The 23,925-nt window shown below is 71.7% G+C and carries 23 protein-coding genes; 11 read left to right on the forward strand and 12 right to left on the reverse strand.

What is annotated here, in order from left to right; all coding sequences use genetic code 11:
* Positions 1–76 precede the first annotated feature (76 nt).
* The 3 genes from ACZ7OU_RS06720 (at position 77) to ACZ7OU_RS06730 (ending at position 4,571) form a co-directional block, all read left to right on the forward strand.
* Positions 77–2,143, forward strand: coding sequence for a PhoX family protein (locus tag ACZ7OU_RS06720; RefSeq protein WP_470254456.1), 2,067 nt, complete (start codon positions 77–79; stop codon positions 2,141–2,143).
* A gap of 87 nt (positions 2,144–2,230) precedes the next feature.
* A complete protein-coding gene (locus tag ACZ7OU_RS06725) occupies positions 2,231–3,832 on the forward strand; it encodes a DUF7850 domain-containing protein (protein ID WP_470254457.1) in 1,602 nt (533 codons plus the stop codon).
* A 61-nt stretch (positions 3,833–3,893) separates the two neighbouring features.
* Positions 3,894–4,571 (forward strand): SDR family oxidoreductase, encoded by a 678-nt coding sequence (locus ACZ7OU_RS06730; RefSeq protein ID WP_470254458.1) that lies wholly within the window; start codon positions 3,894–3,896, stop codon positions 4,569–4,571.
* A 122-nt stretch (positions 4,572–4,693) separates the two neighbouring features.
* Here the strand turns inward: ACZ7OU_RS06730 and ACZ7OU_RS06735 are convergent, their stop codons facing one another.
* From ACZ7OU_RS06735 to ACZ7OU_RS06745, 3 genes are read right to left on the reverse strand one after another with little or no spacing between them, the layout of a single operon-like run.
* Entirely contained in the window at positions 4,694–6,001 is a 1,308-nt protein-coding gene (locus tag ACZ7OU_RS06735) for an amidohydrolase family protein (RefSeq protein WP_470254459.1), read from the reverse strand.
* 23 nt (positions 6,002–6,024) lie between these two features.
* Positions 6,025–6,675 (reverse strand): response regulator, encoded by a 651-nt coding sequence (locus ACZ7OU_RS06740; protein WP_470240208.1) that lies wholly within the window; start codon positions 6,673–6,675, stop codon positions 6,025–6,027.
* Positions 6,672–8,498 (reverse strand): sensor histidine kinase, encoded by a 1,827-nt coding sequence (locus ACZ7OU_RS06745; RefSeq protein WP_470254460.1) that lies wholly within the window; start codon positions 8,496–8,498, stop codon positions 6,672–6,674. Before ACZ7OU_RS06745 ends, ACZ7OU_RS06740 begins: the two co-directional genes overlap by 4 nt.
* A 173-nt stretch (positions 8,499–8,671) precedes the next feature.
* Here ACZ7OU_RS06745 and ACZ7OU_RS06750 point away from each other — a divergent pair, with 173 nt between their 5' ends.
* Positions 8,672–9,373, forward strand: a complete 702-nt coding sequence (locus tag ACZ7OU_RS06750) for an ABC transporter ATP-binding protein (RefSeq protein WP_470240210.1) — start codon at positions 8,672–8,674, stop codon at positions 9,371–9,373.
* Positions 9,370–11,622, forward strand: a complete 2,253-nt coding sequence (locus tag ACZ7OU_RS06755; RefSeq protein WP_470254461.1) for an FtsX-like permease family protein — start codon at positions 9,370–9,372, stop codon at positions 11,620–11,622. The genes ACZ7OU_RS06750 and ACZ7OU_RS06755 overlap by 4 nt, the downstream gene beginning before the upstream one ends.
* 90 nt (positions 11,623–11,712) lie before the next feature.
* Here ACZ7OU_RS06755 and trmB read toward each other — a convergent pair whose 3' ends face one another.
* The 6 genes from trmB to ACZ7OU_RS06785 all read right to left on the reverse strand — a co-directional run bounded on the left by trmB (position 11,713) and on the right by ACZ7OU_RS06785 (position 16,638).
* Entirely contained in the window at positions 11,713–12,411 is a 699-nt protein-coding gene (trmB, locus tag ACZ7OU_RS06760) for a tRNA (guanosine(46)-N7)-methyltransferase TrmB (RefSeq protein WP_470254462.1), read from the reverse strand.
* Between the two features lie 9 nt (positions 12,412–12,420).
* Entirely contained in the window at positions 12,421–12,972 is a 552-nt protein-coding gene (locus ACZ7OU_RS06765; protein WP_470255890.1) for a hypothetical protein, read from the reverse strand.
* 178 nt (positions 12,973–13,150) lie between these two features.
* On the reverse strand, positions 13,151–13,912 hold the full coding sequence (locus ACZ7OU_RS06770) for a hypothetical protein (RefSeq protein ID WP_470254463.1): 762 nt from the start codon (positions 13,910–13,912) through the stop codon (positions 13,151–13,153).
* Positions 13,909–14,841 carry an ABC transporter ATP-binding protein gene (locus ACZ7OU_RS06775; protein ID WP_470254464.1) on the reverse strand — a complete coding sequence of 311 codons (933 nt, stop codon included), beginning with the start codon at positions 14,839–14,841 and terminating at the stop codon, positions 13,909–13,911. The genes ACZ7OU_RS06770 and ACZ7OU_RS06775 overlap by 4 nt, the downstream gene beginning before the upstream one ends.
* A gap of 91 nt (positions 14,842–14,932) precedes the next feature.
* Positions 14,933–15,682 (reverse strand): ABC transporter permease, encoded by a 750-nt coding sequence (locus tag ACZ7OU_RS06780; RefSeq protein ID WP_470240215.1) that lies wholly within the window; start codon positions 15,680–15,682, stop codon positions 14,933–14,935.
* Positions 15,683–15,699: 17 nt separating this feature from the next.
* Positions 15,700–16,638, reverse strand: coding sequence for an ABC transporter ATP-binding protein (locus tag ACZ7OU_RS06785; protein ID WP_470254465.1), 939 nt, complete (start codon positions 16,636–16,638; stop codon positions 15,700–15,702).
* Positions 16,639–16,835: 197 nt separating this feature from the next.
* On the opposite strand from ACZ7OU_RS06785, the gene ACZ7OU_RS06790 reads away from it, so the two are divergent.
* Complete coding sequence (locus ACZ7OU_RS06790; protein WP_470254466.1) at positions 16,836–17,423, forward strand: TetR/AcrR family transcriptional regulator; 588 nt, start codon at positions 16,836–16,838, stop codon at positions 17,421–17,423.
* Positions 17,420–18,331, forward strand: a complete 912-nt coding sequence (locus ACZ7OU_RS06795; protein ID WP_470240218.1) for an SDR family NAD(P)-dependent oxidoreductase — start codon at positions 17,420–17,422, stop codon at positions 18,329–18,331. The genes ACZ7OU_RS06790 and ACZ7OU_RS06795 overlap by 4 nt, the downstream gene beginning before the upstream one ends.
* A 3-nt stretch (positions 18,332–18,334) precedes the next feature.
* Here the strand turns inward: ACZ7OU_RS06795 and ACZ7OU_RS06800 are convergent, their stop codons facing one another.
* The 3 genes from ACZ7OU_RS06800 to ACZ7OU_RS06810 all read right to left on the reverse strand — a co-directional run bounded on the left by ACZ7OU_RS06800 (position 18,335) and on the right by ACZ7OU_RS06810 (position 20,529).
* Complete coding sequence (locus ACZ7OU_RS06800; RefSeq protein WP_470240219.1) at positions 18,335–18,991, reverse strand: response regulator; 657 nt, start codon at positions 18,989–18,991, stop codon at positions 18,335–18,337.
* Positions 18,988–20,151, reverse strand: a complete 1,164-nt coding sequence (locus tag ACZ7OU_RS06805; protein ID WP_470255891.1) for a sensor histidine kinase — start codon at positions 20,149–20,151, stop codon at positions 18,988–18,990. The genes ACZ7OU_RS06800 and ACZ7OU_RS06805 overlap by 4 nt, the downstream gene beginning before the upstream one ends.
* Positions 20,152–20,253: 102 nt before the next feature.
* On the reverse strand, positions 20,254–20,529 hold the full coding sequence (locus ACZ7OU_RS06810) for a transcriptional regulator (protein ID WP_470254467.1): 276 nt from the start codon (positions 20,527–20,529) through the stop codon (positions 20,254–20,256).
* A 32-nt stretch (positions 20,530–20,561) separates the two neighbouring features.
* Here ACZ7OU_RS06810 and ACZ7OU_RS06815 point away from each other — a divergent pair, with 32 nt between their 5' ends.
* From ACZ7OU_RS06815 to ACZ7OU_RS06830, 4 genes are read left to right on the forward strand one after another with little or no spacing between them, the layout of a single operon-like run.
* Entirely contained in the window at positions 20,562–22,076 is a 1,515-nt protein-coding gene (locus tag ACZ7OU_RS06815) for a dynamin family protein (RefSeq protein ID WP_470240794.1), read from the forward strand.
* Between the two features lie 60 nt (positions 22,077–22,136).
* Positions 22,137–22,784, forward strand: coding sequence for a hypothetical protein (locus ACZ7OU_RS06820; protein ID WP_470240221.1), 648 nt, complete (start codon positions 22,137–22,139; stop codon positions 22,782–22,784).
* A 45-nt stretch (positions 22,785–22,829) separates the two neighbouring features.
* Positions 22,830–23,309 (forward strand): YqeB family protein, encoded by a 480-nt coding sequence (locus ACZ7OU_RS06825; RefSeq protein ID WP_470254468.1) that lies wholly within the window; start codon positions 22,830–22,832, stop codon positions 23,307–23,309.
* Positions 23,306–23,920 (forward strand): TetR/AcrR family transcriptional regulator, encoded by a 615-nt coding sequence (locus tag ACZ7OU_RS06830; RefSeq protein ID WP_470254469.1) that lies wholly within the window; start codon positions 23,306–23,308, stop codon positions 23,918–23,920. The genes ACZ7OU_RS06825 and ACZ7OU_RS06830 overlap by 4 nt, the downstream gene beginning before the upstream one ends.
* The last annotated feature ends 5 nt before the right edge of the window (positions 23,921–23,925 follow it).

The following is a 23,925-nucleotide window of genomic DNA, read 5'->3' on the forward strand; positions in this document are numbered from 1 at the left end:
ACACCGGCCGTTCACCTGTATGTCGGGATTGGCTGGTTTGGGAGGCTTACGGTCGGTTCGTTCCCGAACTCCCACCATGGAGGCCTTCGTGCCCGACCTGCTCCCGCTGTTCCCGGCCCACCCCGGCGGCCGCTCCCCGATCACCTGTGAATACCGCTGCGGCAACGCCTGTGCCCACCCCGAGCCGAACGAGTCCGGGAACGAGTACTTCGGCGACGTCGTGAAGGACATCTCCCGCCGCGGGGCCTTCAAGGCCGGAGCCGTGATGGCCGCCGCGGCGGGCGGGTTCGCGGCGCTGTCCGGGACCGCGGCCGCCGCGCCGGCCGACCGGCCGCACCCGCGTCCGGTGCCCGGCACCGACTTCGACCCGGTCCCGCCGAACAAGCTCGACGCCGTCGTCGTCCCGGACGGCTACGCGCAGCGCGTCGTCATCCGCTGGGGTGACCCGGTCGTCGCGGGCGCGCCGAAGTTCGACTACACCAAGCAAACGGCGGCCGCGCAGGCGAAGCAGTTCGGCTACAACAACGACTTCGTCGGGCTCATCCCCCAGGACCCGCTCGGCTTGACCAACCTGCTCGTCGTCAACCACGAGTACACGACCGAGGTGCACCTGTTCCCGGCCGACCAGTACGACCCGGCGAACCCGACCGAGGAGCAGGTGAAGATCGCCTGGGCGGCGCACGGCCTTTCGGTGCTGCTGACCCGTCGCGACCCGATCCGCGGCGGCCTCGAGGTCGTCCCCAGCCGGTACGGCCGCCGGATCACGCTCGACACGGTCTTCGAGGTCCGCGGCCCGGCCGCCGGCTCGAAGTACCTGAAGACGTCGGCCGACCCGAGCGGGCGCAAGGTCCGCGGCACGCAGAACAACTGCTCCGGCGGCGTGACGCCGTGGGGCACCGTGCTTTCCGGCGAGGAGAACATCCACCAGTACTTCGCGAACTCCGAGCAGGTCACCGACCCGGTCGAGGCCGCGCGGCTGAAGCGGTACGCGATCGGCACCGGCGCCAGCACCCGCAAGTGGGAGCGGTTCGACAAGCGCTGGGACGTCGCGCGGGAGCCGAACGAGCCGAACCGGTTCGGCTGGGTCGTCGAGATCGACCCGAACGACCCGACGTCGACGCCGATCAAGCACACCGCGCTCGGCCGGCTCAAGCACGAGGGCTCGAACATCAAGATCACCGCGGACGGCCGCGTCGCCGCCTACACCGGGGACGACGAGCGGTTCGAGTACATCTACAAGTTCGTCTCCAAGGGCAAGTACAAGCCGGGCAAGAGCGCGCACGCGCGTCGCCACAACTCGGCGCTGCTCGACGACGGCACGCTGTACGTCGCCCGCTTCACCGGCGACAGCCCCGGCGAGATCGACGGCACCGGCAAGCTCCCGGCCGACGGCGAGTTCGACGGCGCCGGCGAGTGGATCCCGCTGGCGAGCGGCAACAAGTCCTTTGTAGACGGATTAACCGCCGAGGAGGTCTACGTCTTCACGCGGCAGGCCGCCGACAAGGTCGCCGCCACGAAGATGGACCGGCCGGAGGACATCGAGCCGAACCCGGTCAACGGCCGGATCTACGCGGCGCTGACCAACAACAGCGACCGCGGCGCGGCGGGCAAGGCCGGCGTCGACGAGGTGAACCCGCGCGTGGCCAACCGGAACGGCCAGATCCTGGAGTGGGAGGAGCACCGCGGCGACGCGGCGTCGACGAAGTTCTCCTGGCGGCTGCTGCTCGTCTGCGGTGACCCGGCCGCGGCCGACACCTACTACGGCGGCTTCGACAAGACCAAGGTCAGCCCGATCTCGTGCCCGGACAACGTCACGTTCGACCGGCACGGCAACCTCTGGATCTCCACCGACGGCAACGCGCTCGGCTCGAACGACGGCTTGTTCTCGGTACCGGTCACCGGGCCGGAACGCGGCCACGTCAAGCAGTTCCTTTCGGTGCCCGTCGGCGCCGAGACGTGCGGCCCGAACGTCACCGACCACGTGGTGCTCGTCGCGGTCCAGCACCCGGGCGAGAACGCGGCGAGCTCGGCGAACCCGACGTCGCACTGGCCCGACGGCGGCACCGCACAGCCGCGGCCGTCGCTCGTCTCGGTGTGGAAGAAGGGCCGTTCCGGGCTGCCCGGCCGGATCGGCGAACGCTGACGCACCGGGCCCGCACCGGCCGAGGTTCACTCTTAAGTGGACGCTTCTCGGCCGGTGCGGGCCCGGGCGCCGCGTCATAGTCGAGGCATGATCCGTTCGGCGCGCGTGGTGGCAGTGACGGTCGTGGCGCTTTCGGGGACGGTCGTACCCGCGGCGACCGCGGACCCGGCGCCCGCGTGCGGCGGGATCGCGGCGAACCCGAGCGTCGAGGAGACCGCGCGCAACGGCGCCCCGGACGCCTACGTCTTCACCCCGGCCGCGCCGGTCCCGCCCGGCACTCCCGCCACGAAGGCGCCGAGGCTGCTCACCGAGCAGGCCTTCGCCGTCGACGGGCAGCGGTCGGCGGTGATCCAGACGCCCGACGGCAAGGCCAGCACCGCCTATTCGACCGAGAAGTTCGTGCCCGGCGGCGTGTACACGCTCAGCGTGTCGACCGGCTCCTACCTGCCGAGCGGCGGACCGGCGACGGGCCTGCGCTTCTTCGACGTCAACGGCGCCCAGGTCCAGGAGACCAAGCTGGTCGCGGACCACAACGCCGGCGACGGCACCCTGGCCAAGCAGGACTTCCCGGCGGCGACGGCCCCGGCGAAGGCGGCGACGGTGAAGTTCTTCGCCACGACGAGCGCCGAACGGCTGCGCTGGGACTGCGTCGGCCTGCAGCTCGCCGCGTACTCGGTGAAGAAGGAAGTGCAGAACCCGGCGACCGGCGCGTGGGGCCCGTTCGCGACGGTCACCGCCGGCGAGACCGCGCACTACCGCGTCACCGTGGCGAACGAAGGCACGCAGGACCTCACCGGGATCACCGTGCAGGACCCGTGGTGCAGCGGGAAGTTCGAGCCGTTCACGCTGGCCGGCGGCGCGAACAAGCAGCTGACCTGCGACCACCCGAACCTGACGGTCGCGGACACCGGGCACGTCAACACGGCGAAGGTCACCGGCGTGAAGTACGCGGGCGGCACGCTGGGCGACAAGACGGCGTCGGCGACGATCACCGTCCTGCCGCCGCCGGCGATCGCGAAGATCGGCGACTTCGTGTGGAACGACCGCAACCGCGACGGGATCCAGGACCCGGACGAGCCGGGCGTCGCGGGCGTGAAGGTGACGCTGAAGGACGGCGCGGGCGGCACGGTCGGCACCGCGACCACCGACGACAAGGGCAAGTACGGCTTCGAGAAGCTGAAGGACGGCACCTACCAGGTGTGCTTCGCCGTCCCGGCGGACTTCACGGTGACCCGCAAGGACGCGGCGCCGGACGATCGGGACTCCGACGCGGACCCGGACGGCTGCACCGCACCGCGCACGCTGGGCGGCACGGCGCGCGAAGACTTCACGGTGGACCTCGGGCTGGCCCCGCCGACGAACCGGATCGGCGACTTCGCCTGGTCGGACACCAACGGCAACGGCCTGCAGGACGCCGGCGAGCCGGGCCTGGCCGGGGTGAAGGTGACGTTGAACAAAGGCACGAGCGTGGTCACCGGCCCGGACGGCGCCTACGCCTTCACGGGTCTAGAAGACGACAGCTACCAGGTGTGCTTCTCGGCCGACGGCAAGCACCCGACCGGCAAGGACGCGGGCGACGACGTGAAGGACTCGGACGCGGACCCGGCGACGGGCTGCGCGGACCCACGCCAGCTGGGCAAGGGCCATCGCGACGACGGCTCGGTGGACGCCGGCTTCGCTCCCGCTTAGCGGAGACCCGGCCCGCCGCCGAACCCCGAGCCAGTCGCCGCGCTGCCGTTACGGTTGGGGCATGACCGATCTTCCTCTCGCCCTCGTGACCGGAGCTTCCCGCGGCATCGGCAAGGCGGTGGCCCACCAGCTCGCCCCGACGCACCGCGTCCTCCTCGGCGGCCGGGACGTGACCGCGCTCGACGCGCTGGCGAAGGAGCTTCCGGGCGCGAAGCCGTGGCCGGTGGACCTGACCGACCCGGCTTCGCTCGAACGCGCTGTCGCGGACATCGCGTCGCTCGACGTCCTGGTCCACTCGGCCGGCGTTGCCCGTATCGGCCGCATCGAGGACGCGTCCGCCGAAGCCTGGCGGGACAACTTCGAGGTCAACACCCTGGCCGTGGTCGAGCTGACCCGCCTGCTGCTCCCGGCCCTGCGCGCGGCCCGCGGACACGTCGTCGTGATCAACTCCGGCGCCGGCCGCAACGCGCGTCCGGGCTGGTCGCCGTACGCGGCCAGCAAGTTCGCCGTCCGGGCCTTCGCCGACGCCCTGCGCGAGGAGGAGCCCGAGATCCGCGTGACCTCCGTGTACCCCGGCCGCACGGACACGGAGATGCAGCAGGAGATCTTCAAGGGCGAGGGCCGCGACTACGACACATCGCACCTGCTGAAGGCGGACTCGGTGGCGACCGCGGTCACCACCGCGGTATCGGCCACCCCGGACGCCCACCAGACGGAGGTCATCCTCCGCCCGCGCTGACCAGGCAGGCCCCGCCCTTCCCTGGGGGGCGTGCCCATGCCCAGTTTACCGGCGGTGGCGGACAAAACCGGCGCGCCGAGGCTTCCGGCCCGGAGTTGTCCACATCCGCACAAGCCTGTGGATCAAGCCCGCAGGCGGGCGGCGGTCTCGGCCACCCCGGCCTGGACCTTCGCCCGGTCCACCTTCAGCGACTCGCCGTCGGCCACGACCTGCTCGCCCGCGACCCACACGTCGCGGACTCGCCGCGAGCCGGCCGCCCAGACGAGGTTCGACAGCAGCTGGACGTCCGGGACGTCGATGCCGCACGCGAAGGCCGGGTCGTCGAGGTCGATGTGCACCAGGTCGGCCCACCGGCCCGGCTCCAGCGCACCGATGTCGTCCCGACCCAGCGCCGCCGCGCCGCCGCGGGTGGCCATCAGGAACGCGTCCGCGGCCTTCAGGACCGTCGAGTCGCCCGTTGCCAGGCGGGCGAACATCGCCGAGAGCTGCAGCTCTTCCCACAGGTCGATGTCGTCGTTGGACGCCGGCCCGTCGGTGCCGAGGCCGACCGCGACCCCCGCTGCACTCAAGTCCGCGACACGCGCGATGCCCGAAGCGAGCTTTGCGTTCGAGCCCGGGCAGTGCGCCATCCCGACGCCGTGCGCCGCGAACAACGCGATGTCGGTGTCCGACAGGTGGATCGCGTGCGCCGCGAGCACCCGGCCGTCGAGCATGCCGAGCTTCTGCAGCAAAGCGGGCACTGAGCCGTGCACCGAGCGAACCTCAGTGTCCTCCGCAGCCGCCTCGGCGACGTGGATCTGGATCAACGCGCCGCGCGAAGCTGCCGACTCGGCCGTCGCCCGGAGGCCCTCTTCCGACAGCATGTACGCCGAGTGCGGGCCGTAGCCCAGCTCGATCCGGTCGCCCGGGCCGAAGCGGAGGCCGTCGGTGTCGATCCAGCGCTCGATCGCGGCCAGCTGGGCGCGCCAGTCGAGGCCGGGCAGCTCCATCACCGGCGGCGCGACCAGCACTCGCCCGCCCGTCGTCAGGACGGCGTCGACCAGCTGCTCGCCTTCGAAGTACATCTCGGCGCTGGTCGTGACGCCGTGGCGCAGCATCTCGACCGAGCCCAGCAGCATGCCGGTGCGGACGTCCTCCGGCCGCAGCTTCGCTTCGGCGGGCCAGATGATCTCGTTGAGCCAGGGCAGCAGCGGTAGGTCGCCGCCCATGCCGCGCAGCAGCGTCATCGGGCTGTGCGCGTGCGTGTTGACCAGGCCGGGGAGCAGGATGCCGGTCAGGGTGGTGACCGGTGCGGCGGACTCGGGGGCGGTGGCCGCCGGTCCGCAGTAGGAGATGCGCCCATCGGAGTCCACATCGACGACCGCGTCACGCAGGAGCGAACACGACGGGTCGGCGGGGAGAACGACAGGGGCGTGGAAACGGCGTTGCATCTCTGGATACTACGCACCCTCGATTACGACACGACTCCACTCCGCCACGCCCAGGCGGCGATTTCCACGCGGTTGCGGGCGCCGATCTTGCCCTGCACCGAAGCCAGGTGCGTCTTCACCGTGGACAGCGACAGGAACAGCTCCGACCCGATCTCCGTGTTCGTCAGCCCGCGCGCCGCTGCCTTGACGACATCCATCTCCCGTGCGGTCAGCGGCTCCGAAGGCGGCGACGCCTTCGAGCGAGCCGGGCCGCCGTCGAAGTGCTTGAGCAGGCGGATGGTGATCTGGGGCGAGACCAGCGCGTCGCCGCGGTCGGCCGCGCGGACCGCTTCGATCAGCAGTGCCGGGCCCGCGTCCTTCAGCAGGAAGCCGTGGGCGCCGTTGCGCAACGCCGTGTGGACGTACTCGTCCAGGTCGAACGTCGTCACCACGACCACCTTCAGCGGGTCGCTCACGTCCGGGCCGGCCAGCTGGCGGGTGACCTCGAGCCCGTCGAGGCCGGGCATGCGGATGTCGAGCAGGCAGACGTCCGGGCGCAGCTCGCGGGCCTTCGCCACCGCCGAGACGCCGTCCGGGACGTCGGCGACGACCTCGATGTCGTCCTGCGCGTCCAGGATCATGCGGAAGCCCATCCGCACCATCTCCTGGTCGTCGGCGATCAGTACCCGGATCACTCGTCCCCTTCCCCGGCGGCCAGCGGCAGCCACGCTTCGACCCGCCAGCCACCGTCCGGGCCGCGCCCGGCCGACAGCCGTCCTTTGAGCAGTGCGACGCGCTCGCGCATCCCGACCAGACCGTAGCCGCCCGACCCGCCGGCGGGCCGTCGCGTCGTCTCGTGGCCGTTGTCCGTCACCCGCAGGTGGAGCTCGGAGCCGCCCGCCGACGCACTCCCTCCCGCGGAGGCGGCATTGGACACGACTTCGGCCAGGACGAACGCGTCCGTCGCGTCCGAGGCGTGCTTGCCGACGTTCGTCAGCGACTCCTGGACCAGCCGCAGCGCCGAGCGGCCGACCTCGTGCGGCAGGTCCGGCGGCAGGTCGAGGTGCATCGACGTCGGCACGCCGTGGTTGGCGGTCTCGACCAGCTTCCGCAGGTCGGCGCCGAGGTCCGTGGTGGCCTGCTCGCTGAACTCGGTCGACCCGGACGGTGCGTCGCCGCGCATCGAGCGGACCAGCCGCCGCATCGCCGCGAGCGCCTCGACCCCGGCGTTCTCGATCCGGCCCATCGCCTCGACCGCGATCTGCGGGTTCTTCTCGGCCATCATCCGCGCGGCCTGCGCCTGCACGACGATGCCGGTGACGTGGTGGGCGACGACGTCGTGCAGCTCGCGGGCCAGCGCCATCCGCTCGGCGGTCTGCGCGTCGGCCACCGCCGACTGGACGACCGTGGTGCGCTCGGAGTCCCGCGACCGCAGCATCAGGCCGACGGCGATCGAGATGCCGAGCAGCAGCGCCGCGGCGAAGGCCAGGATCGACAGCGTCTGGGGGTCGCTCTGCAGGCCGCGGGGCTGGTTCGAGTTGAGGATCGCGCCGAGCGCGACGACGGCCGCGAGCAGGCCGATCCGCGGCCACGCCTGGTTCAGCCCGCGGGCGCGGGTCAGGTTGACCACCACGCCCATCCCGGCGATGACCTGCACGAACGGCACGCCGCCCGGCATCGGGTAGTCGTAGCGCAGGTGCAGGAACGGCGTGACGACCGCGGAGAGCAGCAGCATCCCGGTGATGCCGAGGAGCGCGTCCGCCGGCCGCCGCGGGGACAGCACCGCGATGACGGCCGCGACGAGCGAGCAGAACAGGATCGGGAACCCGCGGGCGTTGCTCGAATACGTGTAGCCGAACTCGAACAGCAGCGCGAACCCGAGCAGGCCGACCAACGGCCACTGCCCCATGGCCAGCTCGTTCGCCCGCTGCAGCTTCCGCTTCCGCGGATCACGCTTCGGGCCGCGGTCCCGGGCCGCGATGGCGGGCACCGCCGCGCCGGCGAGCAGCAGCAAGCCGAACAGCAGCCCCTGGGACGCCGTGCCGCCGTCGATTTCGCCGACGCCCCGGTACCGGCCGAAGACGGCGACGAGGCCCCCGGCGACCAGGACGCTGACCACGCAGAACGCCACACCCGCCCGGGCCCGGCGGGTCACGTAGTAGACCATCAGGACCCCGGCCACGACCTCGGTGATGGTCACCTTCGGCAGCACGCTGGAGTACGGCGGGACGTGGAACGCGTGGATGAAGAGGGTGGAGAACACCAGCACCCCGGCGCCGGTCACGCCCGCGACGGCCGCGCGCTTCTGGGCCCACACCGCGCACGCCGTCATCGCGAAGATGCCGGGGAGCAGCCCGAAGTCGACGAACTTCGGGCCGTTGTCGTCGAGGGCCGCCTGGGTCGTGAAGACGACGTCGAAGAGCAGGGCGGCGTACAGGACGGCCGAGGGCACGCCGATGCGCCGCACCAGAGCGGCGGTGCGTGCGTAAAGCGTGTTCGGCGGGGGCGCGGCGGTCACAACGTGACGTTAGAGGATCCGCCCGCGTTCGCACCTTGGCCGAGTGGCCCGCACTTCCTCGGCCGATCGGCCGATGCGGCACCCCGCGTGACTGGCCGTCTGCCCGAAGTGGACACCCCCGGATCTCCGCGAAGCTCATCGGCATCAAGATCCGAACCGACAGGGAGAACCTCGTGGACCCGAACACTCCACAGTGGACGAATGGGCCGGTGCTGTCCGGCCGTGGGCTGGTGAAGCGCTACGGCGCGCAGTACGCCCTGGCCGGCATCGACATCGACATCCAGCCGGGGGACGCCGTCGCGATCGTCGGTCCGTCCGGCTCCGGCAAGACGTCGCTGCTGCACGTGCTGGCCGGGATCCTCCGGGCCGACGACGGGCAGATCTTCCTGGCCGGGCAGCGGATCGACCACCTCGGCGAGAAGAAGCGCAGCGAGCTGCGCCGCACCGAGTTCGGCTTCGTCTTCCAGTCGGGGATGCTGGTCGCAGAGCTGTCGGCCGAAGAGAACGTCGCGCTGCCTTCGCTGCTGGCCGGGCTCGGCCGCAAGGAGGCCATCGACGCCGGCCGCGTCTGGCTTTCGCGCCTCGGCCTGGCCGGCAAGGAGCGCCGCCGCCCCGGTGAGCTGTCCGGCGGCGAGGCCCAGCGCGTCGCGATCGCACGGGCGCTGACCCACCGGCCGAAGGTGATCTTCGCCGACGAGCCGACCGGCGCGCTCGACACGCGCACCGGCCGCGACACGATGGACGCCCTGCTCGGCGCCGCCCACGAGACGGGTGCCGCGGTGCTCGTGGTGACCCACGACCGCGAGCTGGCCGAGTCGATGCCGAAGACCGTCGCGATCCGCGACGGCCTGATCGCGACGAGGCAGGCGGCGTGAACTCGCTCCAGATCGCCCTGCGGGTGCTGAAGGTCGACCGGCGGACCCGGACGTCGGCGATCCTCACCGCGATCGGGGTGGCCGTCGCGACCGGGCTGGTGCTGCTGCTGGCGACGCTGCCGTTCGCCACGCAGCACCGCGAGCAGCGTGCCCTCTGGCAGGGCGAACACTTCTACAGCGGCCTCGCGGGCGACGCCCCGGCCAAGATCCTCTACAGCTCGTCGAAGGACTACTTCGACGGGAAGGAGATCATCCGCGTCGACGTCGCGCTGACCGGCGGCGCCACGCCTGGGTCCGTTCAGCTGCCGGCGGGGGTGCCGCAGCTGCCGGGGCCCGGCGAGACCGTGGTCTCGCCCGCGCTCGGCCGGCTGCTGCAGGCCAACCCGGCCGACCGGCTCGGCGACCGGTTCGGCAAGCCCGTCGGCGCGCTCGGCGAAGACGGCCTCCGCTACCCGGAGCAGCTCGTCGCGCTCGTCGGGCACACGCCGGACGCGATGCCGGTGCGCGCCGACCCGATCGCGGGCTTCCCCGCCGGGAAGGCGAGCGCGGACGGCCTGCTCATGCTGCTGTCCTGGGTCGGCATCATCGTGCTGCTGGTGCCGAGCCTGGTGCTGGTCGCGTCGTCGGCGCGGCTGACCGCGGCCCGGCGTGAGCGACGGCTCGCCGCGATCCGGCTGGCCGGGGCGACCCCGGGGCAGGTCACGAACATGGTGGCCGCCGAGACGACGTTGTCCGCGGGCATCGGCGCCGTGCTCGGCCTGCTGATCAGTCCGGCCCTGCACGGCCTCGCGTCGTTCGTGCCGTGGGCCGGTGGCACCTGGCTCGCGTCCGACTTCGCGCTGCCGGTCGGCCTGACGGTGTTCATCGCCGTGGCCATCCCGGTGCTCGTGGTGCTGGCCGGGATCCTCGGCCTGCGCCGCGTGCTCAAGAACCCGCTGTTCGCGACCGGCGGCCACACGAAGAAGCCGTTGCACTGGTGGCGGCTGCTGGCGCTGCCCGCGGCCGGGCTGTTCTTCCTCGTCGCGGTGACGACGGCGAAGGACTCCGGCGGCATCACGATGGTCATGGCGGGACTGTTCCTGCTGGTCGGCTCGGCCGCGATCGTCGGGCCGTGGGTGACGTCGGCGGTGGGCGGCACGTTCGTCCGCATCTGGCGCCGGCCGTCCTCACTGCTCGCCGGGCGCCGCCTGCGTGACGACCCGAAGAGCGCCTACCGGGCGTCCGCCGGGATCGTGCTCGCGGTGTTCGCCGGGTCGATGGCGCTGACGCTGCTGCCGACGTTCGAGTCGATGGCCGGCGGCGGGCGGTCGTTCCAGGACTCCGTGGTCTACGTCGACACCAACGCCGAGCACGCGGGCAAGATCGTCGACCAGGCCAACGCCTCCCTGGCGAAGTACGGCCAGTCCGAACGGGCGGTCGCCGTCGGCGAGATCTACCTGGCCAAGGGCGACGGCGGGAACCGCACGGTCCAGCGCGGCCTGGTCATGAGCTGCGCGGACGCGGTCAAGCTGACGCGGTTCGGGATCAAGCCGGAGATGTGCGCCGGCGGGCCGGCGATCTACAGCGACACGGCGCTCGACCTGGCGCAGTACAAGCTCACCACCGAGTACGACGCGCCGGGCGCGGCACCGATGTCGGGCACGCGGGTGGAGGCCGTCCACTACGGCGACTCCGACCTCTCGGGTTCGCTCATCGTCGACCCGGCCGCGCTGCCCGCGAGCGTCACGCCGAAGTACGTCACCGTGGTCGCGCCGACCACCGACGCGAACCGCGAGACCGTCCGGACGGCGCTGGCCGGCCCGGCCGCCGGTGAGGAGATCGGCAGCCGCGACCAGTACCTGTTCAACCAGCAGACCGAGCTCGGCGACCTGCGCCGCGTCACGGTGATCGGGCTGGTCGCGGCGGGAATCCTGGCCGGCTGCAGCGCCGCGGTCGCGACCGCGGGATCGGTGATGGACCGCCGCCGGACGTTCGGGGCGCTGATGGCCGCCGGCACGCCGGTGCGGGTGCTGGCGAGGGCGTTGCGGATGGAGGCCGCGCTGCCCGCGCTGGTCGCCACCATCGGTGCGGGAATCGTCGGGGTACTCGTCGGTGTTGGGTTGTTCAGCATGGTCGACGAGCGGGGCATCGTGCTCAGCCCGTGGATCTTGGCGCCGGTGGTGCTCGGGGTCGGGGTGGCCCTGCTCGGCGCGTCGGTCTGCACGCCAGCCCTCAAGCGGGTGCAGGCGGAACCGCTGGCCGACGAATAGGACGTTCGCCCCTCTGTCGGGGGAGGGGCGAGCACCGGGGGTAAGAGGGAGGTCGTGAGTGAGAAACAGTGTTCTAACACTGTTTCTCACTCACGACCGCTTTTCGAAGATGAGGTCGTGCGAGACGCGGCCTTCGACGTCGGCGCGCTGCTCGAACTTGGTCACCGGCCGCCACTCCGGCCGCGGCGCCCAGCCGTCGTACCGGTTCTTCAACGCCGGCTCCGCGGAGCAGACCTCGAGCATCTGCTCGGCGTAGTTCTCCCAGTCGGTCGCCATGTGGAAGGTGCCGCCGGGCGCGAGCCGCGACGCCACGAGCGCGGCGAACGACGGCGACACGATCCGCCGCTTGTGATGCTTCTTCTTCGGCCACGGGTCCGGGAAGAACAGCCGGACGCCGTGCAGCGACCCGGGCTCGACGTGCTCGGTCAGCAGCACGACGGCGTCGCCGTGCAGCAGCCGCAGGTTCTCGACGCCCAGTTTTTCGGCGCGCAGCATCAGCTGTCCGAGGCCGGGGTCGTAGACCTCGACCGCGACGTAGTTCAGCTCCGGCGCCGCGGCGGCCAGCTGCGACGTCGTCTCGCCCATGCCGGAGCCGATCTCGACCAGCACCGGCGCCTCACGGCCGAACCACGCGGCGAAGTCCAGCTTCCCGTCGGGCAGCTCGCCGACGGTGCGGCCGACTTCCGGCCACAGCTCGTCCCACGCGCGTTGCTGCCCGACGGTCATCCGGCCGCCGCGCTTCACGAAGCTGACGACGCTGCGCAGCCGGGGCTGGTCCTGGTTCTCCACTCACCGAGGTTAACGAACGGCTTCGAGCTCCCCGAGACGAGACCGCAGGCCGGCCAGCCCGGCGATCGGGATCGGGTCCGGCGTCGGCCCGCTGTGGGCGGGCAGGACGTCGATCCAGCCGGGGTGGCGGTCGGTGTTCATCACCGTCGTGGGAATCGCGTGTCCCGATTTCCCGCGTTCGGACGGCATGAACTCCCAGTAGCCGGATTCGCCGTCCGCTGCCCACGGGACGAATTCCCAGCCCGGCCGCCTGCCGAGCAGTTGCGCGATGCGGTCCTCGACGCGGAAACCCTGTTCCCGCGAATCGAGGGTGCCGTCGGCCACCGCCCGCAGCCACCACGGCGCGGGGATCTGCCCCGCCATCCCGGCCGAAGCGCGGAACAGGGCCAGGACACGGTCTTCGGGCGCGCGGTGCACCCACGCCCGGCGGAGTTCGGCGGGCGTCGTCGCCGCCATGGCGGCCTGCGGGAGGTCGATCGCCCGCGACCATTCGAGGTCCAGCATGGGTTCGAGCCGGGGCGCGTCGTCTTCGACGCGAGCTCGGGGAATGGTGCCACCCAATTCTTGCCCGGTGTCCACCGTCAAGATTCACCTCCAGAGGGGAGTTCAGACGGTTCCGGTGCGCTCTCTTACGAATATTGCCTGGTCATAGCATTATGTCCGGTGCCTGTGAGAGAAGCCACAGGCTCTTCATCTTCTCTTAACGCAGTTTTTTGCAGTAATGAGATGACGGTCACGCTCAGGCGTCGCGCCTCGCCGTGACGAGCACCCCGGCCACGAAGAGTGCAACGCAGATCGCCGCGAAGTAACCGAGGTAGCCCCACGGGCCGAGCGGAGCCGCCGGCAGCTGCAGCGCACCCGCGCCGAACCCGCCGGCGCCGACGAACTGGTCGGCCGCGTGGAACGGCATCCACTGGTAGATGTGCTTGCCGATGCCGGGGATGAAGAGCACCACGGCTTCGAGCACCTGCGTCCAGACGAGCACCGCGGTCAGGGCGAAGGCGATGCTGCGCAGCAGGAGGGCGACGCCGACGCCGGCCACCGCCGCGAGCAGGAAGACCAGGCTCTGCCCGAGCACCGAGCGCCACTCCGCCCCCGAGTGCAGCGCGAGGTCCGCGTCCGGGTTCACCAGCGTCGCCAGGCCCCACGAGCCGAAGCCGACGAGCAGCCCGAGCCCGGCGCCGACCGCGCTGATGACCACGACCTTCGCCAGCAGCGCGGGCACCCGGCTCGGCACGGCCTGGAACGTCAGCCGCATCGTGCCCCAGTTGAACTCCGCCGCCGTCGCGAGGATCGCGAGGACGACCAGCACGGTCCGGCCGTTGCCGCTCGCGAGCTGGGTGTTGCCGACGGTCGGCGGGATCTCCGGCCCGGCCAGCGCGAAGAACAGCGCGGTGAAGCCGAGCGGCGCGGCGAGCGCCAGTGCCAGGCACCACCACGGCGCCCGGGTGCTGAAGAGCTTGATGCGCTCGGCACGCAGCAGGTTGGCGGCCGTGGTCATCGGGTGACCTCCGAAGCAGACGCAGCAGGCGAGGCGGGCATGGCGAACTCGACGGCTTCGCGGGTGAGGTCGAGGTAGGCCTGCTCGAGCGAGCCGGTGATCGGGCTCAGCTCGTGCAGCGTCGCGCCGGCGTCGAAGGCGAGCTGCCCGATCCGGTCACTGTCCATTCCGGACACCACGAAGGCGCTGTCGGCCTCGGTGAACTCCGCCTGCCCGGTCAGCGCGGCCCGCAGCTCGTCGGCGTGCGGGGTGCGCACCCGGACGCCGTGTTCACTCGTCCGCGCGACGAAGTCGTCCATCGTGCCCTGGTAGATCAGCCGGCCCCGGCCGATCACGACCAGGTCCTGCGCGGTCTGCGCCATCTCGGGCAGCAGGTGGCTGGAGACGAACACGGTGCGGCCGTCGGCGGCGAGCGCGTGCAGCAGCTGCCGGATCCAGGCCATGCCCTCGGGGTCGAGGCCGTTCACCGGCTCGTCGAACAGGAGCACGCGCGGGTCGCCGAGCAGCGTGGTGGCGATCCCGAGCCGCTGCAGCATGCCGAGCGAGTACTGCCCGGCGCGGCGCCCGGCGGCGCTGGTCAGCCCGACCAGCGCGAGCACCTCGTCGACGCGCTTCTCGGGGATGCCGTTGGTCGCGGCCAGCCAGCGGAGGTGGTCACGCCCGCTGCGGCCGGGGTGGCGCCAGGTGGCGTCCAGCATCGCGCCGACCGTCCTGAGTGGATCTTCCAGCCGCCGGTACGGGACGCCGTCGATGAGCGCCGTGCCCGCGTCGGGCGTGTCGAGACCGAGGACCAGCCGCATGGTCGTGGACTTGCCGGCGCCGTTCGGGCCGAGGAAGCCGGTGACGCGCCCCGACCGCGCGGTGAACGTCAGCTCGTTGACCGCGGTGGTGTCCCCGTACCGCTTGGTCAGTGCGTTCGCTTCGATCACCGGTCGAGCCTATCGGGAAACGGGAGTCCGGGTCGCCCCCCGACAGCGCGACCCGGACTCCCGTTCTTTCCCCTATTTCCCCTGTTTCCCCTCAGGCGTCCCGCTTCTTCGCAACCCCGAGTGCGACGAGCAGGAACACGATCGCGATGCCGGCGAAGTACGCCAGCGCCCAGCCCGGGCTCAGCGGCGAGTCCGACGGCGGGGGGCCGTCGACGACCGCCGAGCCGCGGAGGAACTTGTTCGCCACGTTGAACGGCAGCCACTCGTGGATGGTGTGCCCGATCTTCGGGATCAGCTGCACCAGCTCCTCTACGGCCAAGTAGTAGATGAGCAGCAGTGCGATGGCTCCGGCGCTGTGCCGGATGAGGATCCCGAGCGCCACGGCGAGCACGGCGCTGATGGCGAACACCGGGCCGAGGCCGGCGACGTTCATCCAGTCCTGCGACGTGTGCAGGCCGAGGCCGTCGTTCGGCCGCATGAGCATGCCGAGACCGAGGGCACCGAAGGCGGCGATCTCGCCGATCACCAGCCCGACCAGCGCGACGACGACCGCCTTGGCGATCAGCGCCGGCGAGCGGTGCGGCACCGCCTGGAACGTGGTGCGGATGGTGTTGAAGCGGTATTCGGTGGTCACCGCGAGCGCGGCGAGCACCATCACGACCGCGATGCCGAACTGGGTGCCGCCGAACAGCGTGGCGGACGTCGTGAGCTGGGAGTCGGCCGACGTCGCGCCGGCGATGATGGCCGAGAAGCCGATGGCCAGGACCAGGGTGATGAGCGCGCACCACCACGGCGAGCGGGTGCTGAACAGCTTGATGCGTTCGACCGCGAGTAGGTTCATGATCTTGGTTTCCCCGTTTACTTGGCTGACTCGAGCACGTGCTGCGCCTCGGCGTCGAGACCGGTGTGGTACTCGACGGAGTCGCCCGTGATCTGCATGAAGGCCTGCTCGAGCGAGCCGGTCTGCGGGCTCAGCTCGTGCAGCACGATCCGGTTGGACGCGGCGATCTCCCCGATCTTGTCGCTGTCCATCCCGGACACCACGAGCGCGTTCCCCTCTTCGACGACCCCGGCGCTCGCCCGGTGCAGGACCTCGCGGAGCTCGGCGAGCTGCGGCGAGCGCACCTTGACGGTGTTCTCCGCGGCGCGGGAGACGAAGTCCTCGGTCGAGGACTGCGAGATCAGCTGCCCGCGGCCGATCACCACGAGGTTGCTCGCGGTCAGCGCCATCTCGGAAAGCAGGTGGCTCGACACGAAGACGGTCCGGCCCTCTTCGGCCAGCCGGTGCATGAACTTCCGGATCCAGAGGATGCCCTCGGGGTCCAGGCCGTTCACCGGCTCGTCGAACAGCAGCACCTCGGGGTCGCCGAGCAGGGCGGCCGCGATGCCGAGCCGCTGCGACATGCCGAGCGAGAACCCGCCGGCGCGCTTGCCCGCGACGCTGGTGAGGCCGACGGTGTCGAGCACCTCGTCGACGCGGGCGTCCGGGATGCGGTTGGACTTCGCCATCCACTGCAGGTGGGCGCGCGCCGAGCGGTTGGGGTGCACCCACTTCGCGTCGAGCAGCGCGCCGACGGTGCGCAGCGGTTCCTTGAGCTCGTGGTACTTCTTGCCCCCGATGGTGACCTGACCGCCCGTGGGGTTGTCCAGGCCCAGGATCATCCGCATGGTGGTGGACTTGCCCGCCCCGTTCGGGCCGAGGAAGCCGGTGACCTGACCCGCGGCCACGGAGAACGACAGGTTGTTCACCGCCAGTGTCTTTCCGTACCGCTTGGTGAGGCCGGTTGCCTCGATCATGACTGCTCCTCTTCCGCCCCTCGCTTACGACGCGTTCATCGTCGCGGGTCGGAGCCGGTTCGCGCGTCACCCTGGAGACCGAACCGGGCCCCCTACCTGAGTAGTACCTTGCTGGCTCTTCGGCCGATGCGCGATCCGTGATGACCCTGAGACGACCCTGATTCGACGGCATTAATGAACTGTGGTTCAATAACTGGGTGGCCCGGCCGAGAAGCATCACCGACGAGCGCTTGCTGGGTGCGGCGGAGACCGTGATCGGCCGCTGCGGCCCCGGTTTCACGCTCGCACAGGTCGCTTCGGAGGCCGGGGTTTCGGTCGGCACGGTCGCGCAGCGGTTCGGCTCGAAGAGCGGCCTGCTGCAGGCGGTCAGCCGGCGCAACACCCAGCGGGCGGTCGAGCTGATGCGCGAGCGCGCCGAGCGGGCGGACGACCCGGTCGACGGCCTGCGTGCCGCCGCGGTGTCGGTCTACGAGGTGCTGGGTGACGCCGGAGAAGCGGCGAACCACCTGGGCCAGCTCGGCGTGGACATCGGCGACCCGGTGCTGCGGTCGCTGCTGGGCGAGCACTTCACGGCGGTCGAAGAAGAGCTGCGGCGGCTGGTGCGGGCGGCGGCCTCGTCGTTGCCGCACGCGCCGAGCGTGCCGCGCGCGGCCCGGGTCGTGCTGGACGTGATCAACGGGGTGTCGATCGACTGGTCGATCCGGCCGCACGGGCGGCTGGCCGACCGGCTGGCGGAGGACGTCGACGCGGTGCTGTCCGCGTGGCGGGGACGGGAGGACGCATGAGTTTGCAGGGCAAGGTAGCCGTGGTCACCGGAGCGACCCGGGGCTGTGGGCGGGCGATCGCGGTGGAGCTGGGCCGCGCGGGCGCGACGGTGTACGTCACCGGCCGCACGACGCGCGAAACGGCGTCACCGCTGAAGCGTCCGGAAACGATCGAAGAGACGGGTGAACTCGTCGAGGCGGCCGGCGGCAAGGCCGTCGTCGTCCGCTGCGACTTCACGTCGGTGTCCGATGTGGACGCCTTGAAGGCGCGCATCGAGTCCGAAGTGGACGGAATCGACATCCTGGTCGACGACGTCTGGGGCGGCGACATGTTCTTCCACTTCGACGCGCCGTTCTGGGAGACGCCGCTCGAAGACGCGCTGAACCTGACGCACAACGCGCTCGACACCCACCTCATCGCGCTGCACAAGCTGCTGCCGCTGGTGGTCGCCCGCCGCGGGCTGGTGCTCGAGGTGACCGACGGCGACAACGACGACTACGTCGGCGCGGGTCTCCCCTACTACCTGGCGAAATGCGGCATCCGCGCGCTCGGCCGGGCGCTGGGCGTCGAGCTGAAGAAGAACGACTGCGTCGGGCTCGCCGTCACGCCGGGCTTCCTGCGGTCGGAGTCGATGCTCGACGTCTTCGAGGTCACCGAGGACAACTGGCGTGACGCCGTCGGCAAGATCGCGCCGGTCGACTTCAAGATCTCCGAGACGCCGTACCTGCTCGCGCGCGGCGTCGCGGCCCTGGCGCAGGACCCGGACGTCGCGCGCTTCGCCGGTCAGACGCTGGCGTCGTGGACGCTGATGAAGGAGTACGGCTACACGGACGTCGACGGCGACCGGCCGGACTTCGGCCGCTGGCTCACCGAGGTCCGCCACGCGGGCAAGGACCCGGTGACCACCCCGCCGGACGACTTCCGCTGAAGCTCAAGCCAAGCCGGGGCGCGCGAGGCCGGTTTCGTAGGCCAGCACCACGGCCTGCACCCGGTCTCGTAGCTCCAGCTTCGCCAGGATCCGCCCGACGTGCGTCTTCACCGTCGCCTCGGAGAGGAACAGCGTCTCGGCGATCTCCAGGTTCGACATGCCCTTGGCGATCAGCACGAGCACCTCGCGCTCGCGGTCGGTGAGCACGTCCAGCTCCGCGGTGTCGCGCATCGGGGCGCCGCCGGTGCCGACGAAGCGGTCGAGCAGCCTCCGGGTCACCGACGGCGAGACGACCGCGTCGCCCGAGGCGACCGCCCGCAGCGCCGACACCAGGTGGCCGGGCTGGGTGTCCTTGAGCAGGAACCCGCTCGCCCCGCCCTGCAGCGCCGAGTAGACGTACTCGTCGAGGTCGAACGTCGTCATCACGAGCACGCGCGCGGTGCCGGCGGCGACGATCCGCTTGGTCGCTTCGACGCCGTCGAGCACCGGCATCCGGACGTCCATCAGCACGACGTCGGGGCGCAGCTCCTCGGCCATCTTGATGGCCTGCGCGCCGTCGCCCGCCTCGCCGACGACGTCGATGTCGGCCTGCGCGCCCAGCACCATCCGGAACCCGACGCGCATCAGTTCCTGGTCGTCGACGACCACGACACGGATCACTTGTCCAACCTAACCGGCAGGGCCGCGCGGACCTGCCACCCACCACCCGGAGCCGGGCCCACGTCCAGGGTCCCGCCGTACACGTGCGCGCGTTCGCGCATGCCGATCAAGCCGTTGCCGCCCGGCAGCCGCCCGCCGGCCGCGGTCAGCTGCGGGAGCCGGCCGGCGCCGTCGTCGGACACCAGCACCTCCACCAGGTCGCCGGTGCGGTGCACCCGCACGGCCGCGGTCGCGCCGCGGCCGGCGTGCTTGAGCGTGTTGGTCAGCGACTCCTGGACGATCCGGTAGATCCCCAGCGAGACGCCCGCGGGCAGGTCGCCGAGCTCGTTGGTCTCCAGCTCCACCGGCACGCCGGCGGTGCGCATCCGGTCGGCCAGCTCGACGAGGGCGTGCGCGTCGGGCTGCGGCACGCGCGGCTCGCCGTCGGCGTCGTCGCTGCGGAGCACGTCGAGCAGGCGCCGCAGCTCGCCGAGCGCGCCGCGGCCGGTCTCGGAAATCGTTTGCAGGGCCCGCCGGGCGAGCTCGGGGTTGCTCTCGATGGCGTACGACGCGCCGTCGGCCTGCACCACCATGACGCTCACCGCGTGCGCGACGACGTCGTGCAGTTCACGCGCGATCCGCCCGCGCTCCTCGGCCACCGCGATCCGGGTGGCCTGGTCCCGTTCGGTTTCGAGCAGGTGCAACCTGGCCTCCACTTCCACGTCGTAGGCGCGCCGGGCGCCGACGAACTCGCCGAGCGTCCAGCACAGGGCGATGCCGAACGCGAGGAACAGCACCGAGATGACGAGCTCGTCGCTCGGGCCCAGCGCCAGCTGCACGGCGGACGAGACGATGACCGCGCCGACGAACACGAGCCCCTGCCGCCGCCCGGCGTAGACGACGACCGAGTAGATGCTCATCGCCAGCCCGGCGACGCTGCCGATGCCGAGCATCAGCGTCGCGTGCACGATGCTGACGACCAGCACGACGTAGGCCGACCACAGCGGCGACTTCCGCCGGAACACCAGCGGCGCGACCATGGCGATGTTGATCGGCACGGCGACGTACCAGGGCGGCAGCTCCGGCAGTTCGGCGAAGCCGTCGGCGACGAAGAACAGCATGTCGACCAAGCCGAGCAGGACGGCGAGCACCGTGTCGCCCGCCATGGGGTGGGCACGCATCCAGAGACTCAGCCGTCGCACCAGACAACCCTAGGTCGCGGCGCGGAGAACGCGCGTCGGTCGTCGGTACCACCTTCGGTGCGACCTGCGGATGAGGGCCCGTCAGGGTCCCGGCGCCGGCGCCACTTCGCCGGGGCGCACCCGCGCGGCCCGCTGGAGCCACCCGACGTGCGCCTGGAACGCTTCGCGCCCGGCGCGGGTCAGCCGGAACCAGGTCCGCGGCCGGCGGCCGACCACCCCTTTCCGGACCTCGACGTAGCCGGCCGCCCCCGAGGTCGGCGACGGTGACCGGGGGCGTCCGCACCGGACCGACCGGCGACCATGGGACGATTCACGGGGTTGTCCGTACGACGGGAGGGCTGGGGGCCGTGACGTCACCGGAGCAGGGCCGGCTCGCGGGTCCGCTGTCGATGTCGGTGGCCAACCTGTGTCACCGCCTGCAGTCGCAGGTCTCCGCGCGCACCGCGGCCGGGTTCGCCGAGGTGCTGCGCCGGCTCGGCGCGCCGCTGCAGGTGGCCGTCGCCGGGCGGATCAAGTCGGGCAAGTCCACGCTGGTCAACGCGCTGATCGGGCGCCGGGTCGCGCCCACCGACATCGGGGAGTGCACGCGGCTGGTGACCCGGTTCCAGTACGGCACGGTCGACCGCGTCGAGATCGTCTTCACCGACGGCCGCAAGCAGGTGCTCCCCTTCGCCTCCGACGGGATGATCCCGGCGGAGCTGGGCGTCGACATCACCACGGTGTCGCACATCGAGGCGTACCTGACCAACGCCGTCCTCCAGGGCATGACGGTGATCGACACCCCCGGCCTCGGCTCGCTCGACGCCGCTTCGGTGTCTCGCACCGAGCTGCTCCTGGGCGCCGCGAAGCACCGCAAGGAAGAGGACGACGAAGGCTCCGACGAGCTGGACGACACCTCGCGCAACGCCGTCGCGGGCGCCGAGGCCGTGCTCTACGTCGTCACCCAGGGCGTCCGCGCCGACGACCAGCAGGCCCTCGCCGCCTTCACCGCGGCCACCGCGAGCCGCGAGGCCGGCCCGGTCAACGCCATCGCCGTGCTGAACAAGGCCGACACCATCGCGCCGGAGTCGGTCGAAGGCTCCGGCGGCGACGTCTGGAAGGCCGCGACGATCCTGTCGGAGAAGCAGGCGTCGACGTTGAAACCGCGCGTCGCCGACGTGCTGCCGGTGATCGGGCTGATCGCCGAGTCGGCCGAGTCCGGCGGGTTCACCTCCGCCGACGCCGAGGCGCTGCGGCAGCTCGCCGACCTCGACGACGACGTCCTGCAGACCATGCTGATCTCGGCCGATATCTTCACCAGCTGGGAGTGCGACGTCCCGTCGGGCACCCGGTTGCGGCTGCTGGAGAAGCTCGACCTGTTCGGCATCTCCCACGCCGTCGAGGCCATCCGCAAGGAACCGGACCTCACAGCGGGCGCGCTGCGGCGCTCGCTGCTCGACGCGTCCGGGCTGGAATCGGTGCGGCAGCGGCTGTCGATCGTGTTCGCCGCCCGCGCCGACGGCATCAAGGCGGCCGCCGCACTGGCGTCGGTCACCGCGCTCGCCCACGCCTCGGGCGACCCGGGCGAACGCCAGCGCGTCCACGACGCCATCGAGGTGCTGCTCGCCAAGCCCGAGGCCCACCAGCTGCGGCTGCTCGAAGCGTTGACGCTGGTCGCGTCCGGTGCGGTCGACATGCCGGAGGACCTGTCGGAGGAGGTGCTGCGGGTCGGCAGCAACGCCGACATCGGTGCCCAGCTGGGCAAACCCGGCGCGCCCCGGCCGGAGCTGGCCGCGCACGCGCTCGAACGCGCGGGCTGGTGGCGGTCCTTCGCGTCCTTCGGTGCGACGCCCGCGCAGAGCCGCGTCGCGCACGTCGTGCACCGGGCGTACTTCTTGATCTGGCAACAGGTGCGCGAAGCCTGACGCTTGTTTCTGCTTGCCGACTCTCGCTGGTAGGCGCGCTTTTCCGCGTACTGTTGACTCGTGCGCCTAGAAAACACGACATCCTGGCGAGCCGGCTGGAGCAGCGAGAACGAGATCGACGTCGCGCTGTACATCCGTGACGCCCTGGCCCTGTCCGTTTCCGAAGGACAGGTGCTCCCGCCCGTGGAGCCGCAGGTCCCGGTGCACGTCCCGGCCGGGGTCGACCGCGCGGCCGTCCAGGCGCAGTGGGCCGACTGGTGGACCGACCTCCTGGCCTTCCTCCGCAACCGCGAAGACCCCGACCCGCGCAGCCCGCGCTCCCGCTACGGCAGGCCGGCGCTCGCGCAGGGTTCGGCGATGCGGCAGGCACTCGACGTCTTCGGCCCGGCCGCGGCCCGTCACTTCGCCAACGCGCGCGGGCCCGCCCTGCGCGGCGCGGGCGAATCCCCGGGCGGCACGCCGTGGGCGCCCGGCTTCTACCGGCGCCAGATCGTGGCGGGCGAGCGGCTCGGCCAGCTGGTGCGCGAGGCGGAGGTAAGGCTGGGGCGGCGCGCGTACCCGTTCCGGTTGAACGTCATCGAGATCTCCGTGGCCGGGTCGATCTGGCTGCGCACGGCCGACGACCAGCTGCTCGTCTCGTCCCGGCTCGCCGAGGACGGCCCCGGCCTCGAAGCCGTGCTTCGCGGGGTGATCGACGAGCTGGTCTGAGCCTCGGCTTTCGTAAACCGAGCACGCGGTCTAATAATGGACGGCATGGAGACGACCGTCGACGAGCCGTCGTGGCTGCGCACCGCGTCCTGGATCGGCTGCCCGCTGGCCGGTGGCGCGCTCGGCGTGGGCGTCTGGGCCATCGCCGCCTGGGTCAGCGGCCTCGACGCGTTCCCGTTCCAGGGTGTGTTCAAGGTGCTCACGAAGCTGCCGCAACCGTGGGCGACGCTCGCCGCGGTGGCCGGCGGTCTCGTGCTGGGCCTGGTGTTCGCCGTGGTCTGGGCGGTCGAGCGCCTGGTCGTCACGGTGTCGCCGACCCGGGTCACGCTGGTCCGCGGCGACAAGACCCGGCGCATCGAGGCCGACCTCGAAGCCGTCTACCTCGACGGCAAGGAGCTCGTCCTGCGCACCACCGACGGCCGCGAGATCGCCCGCGAGAAGACCGACCTGCGCAACGACGAGCTGGCGCCCGCGTTCGCCGAGCACGGCTACCCCTGGCGCGACGAGCCGCCGGTCGAGCGATGAGGACGGTCGACCCGGCCAAGCACGCGGCCAAGCGCGCCTCGATCGTCGACGCCGCCGCCGGCTGCTTCGCCGGGAAGGGCTTCGAGCGGACGACGACGGCGGACATCTGCCGGGCGGCGGGCATCAGCTCCGGCAGCCTCTTCCACTACTTCCCCAACAAGCGCGCGGTGTTCACGGCGATCTTCACCGACGACGCCGTCGAGACGGCCGCGCGCCTCGAAACCGCGGCGAAGGCCGACGACCCGTGGGCCGCGCTGCTCGACGTCGTCACCGACCTGGCCGGCCAGGTCGCGCACCCGGCCGTCGTCCGGCTGGTCCTGGAGGCCGCGGCGCAGGCCGCCCGCGACGACGAGTTCGCCGAGCTGGTCCGGCGCAACGACGGTGCCCTCCGCGACGGCCTGGCCGCGCTGGTCGAGCGGGCGGCCGCCGCCGGCCTGATCGACCCCGGCGTCGCCCCGCGCGCGGCCGCCGGCTGGGTCGCCGGGCTGATCGACGCGATGATCTCGCGGGCCGCCCTCGACCCGGACCTCGATCTCCCGGCGGAACAAGCGATCCTCCGGACGATCCTGGTCCGGTTCCTTCGTCCCGTTTCGGCCCCGGATGGCGGCTGAGTCCG

The sequence above is a fragment of the Amycolatopsis sp. NPDC114505 genome (genome assembly GCF_055633615.1).